The 1,371-nt window shown below is 40.6% G+C and carries 2 protein-coding genes; both read right to left on the reverse strand.

All coding sequences use genetic code 11. The features are described from left to right. Positions 1-2: 2 nt before the first annotated feature. On the reverse strand, positions 3-632 hold the full coding sequence (locus A3735_RS24185; RefSeq protein WP_068508504.1) for a polysaccharide deacetylase family protein: 630 nt from the start codon (positions 630-632) through the stop codon (positions 3-5). A gap of 60 nt (positions 633-692) precedes the next feature. Continuing rightward, positions 693-1,371, reverse strand: a 679-nt coding sequence (locus A3735_RS24190) for a glycosyltransferase (RefSeq protein ID WP_156499885.1), incomplete at its 5' end; no start/stop codon positions are given.

Consider the following 1,371-nt stretch of genomic DNA (forward strand, 5'->3'; position numbering starts at 1 on the left):
AATTAACTAATCACCTTAAACTGAATCCCTTGCTTCTCCCATAGAGGAAGCATTATCTCTAGCACCTGCACACACTTCTCAGCGTCGTCGTGAAATAAAAGAATTTCACCATTTACAACCGGTTTCTGCTTAAAGTTTTCAACAATCTGATCAGCACTCAGATTGGAATAATCTAATGAATCGTAGCTCCAATGCACTGGACGAAATTTGTTTTTCACTAACGAAAACAGCAAACCAAAACTCCAGCGCCCTTGCGGCGCCCGAAACAACCTGGAACCCGACTGTTCCAGCTTACTAATCCAAGCATCCGCATCATTTGCCTGTTTTAGCTGTTTACCTAGAGGCAAACGCCCAAAATCAATATGGTCATAAGAGTGGTTACCCACCACATGACCAGCTTCTACCAAGCTCTTCCCAATTTCGAAGTGTTGTTCTAGTTTTTTCCCAATTACAAAAAATGTCGCCTTAGCATTATGCTTTTCTAATAAGCTAAACAACTTATCGGTAACATTAGGCGTTGGACCATCATCAAAAGTCAGGTAAACAGAAGCCTCTCCTGACGCCCCCTTCAGCAATAAAACTGATGAGGGAAGCAGTTTAGCTACTAACGTCTTTAAAAGTTGCTTCAACACGTAAATATACTCTGTCCAATTTTTTTGGAATAATTACAAATCAATATTACATTACGGCTATTATGCATCCGAACTTCCTTGTACTGCTTTACATATAATTTGGTCAATTTCATTTACATTCTTTGGCCATGAAAACAGGTTTCCGTGAGCCTTAATAACTTCTCTATTCCAGCAAGCAGTATTCAGATCAAAGTCCACCATAGCTTTAGTTAAGGCCTCACAATCGCCTGCTTCGATTAAAATACCTGAAACTCCATCCTTAACCACTTCTGGAATGCCACCTACTCGAGTAGAAACTACCGGTACGCCACAATTTGCAGCCTCAAGCAGTACATTTGGAACTCCCTCATGATACGAAGGAAGTATTAACAAACCACTTTGGCGTATATACTTTGCTGTATCAGCATGCTTTAGGGCTCCTAACATAGAAACTTTGGCCTCTAAGCCATAAGCAGCGACTCTTTCAGCCAATACCGGGCTCATAGCGCCATCACCAATAAACTTTAATAGTTTACTCCCTCCACTTTTTACATAGCCATCATACGCATCTAGGAGGTCTAACACACCTTTATCTTTTTTAAGGTTTCCGACAAATAAGAAATAAGGATTTGACGCTATTTCCTCTGGATAAAACAACTTATTATCAACACCGTTGTATACTCTGGTTACCTTAGACTTCTCAACTCCCAAGCCACAAACCTTAAGCCGCAAAGCATCAGAGGGCGTAAAAATATGCGTA

The organism is Oleiphilus sp. HI0061, from assembly GCF_001635675.1.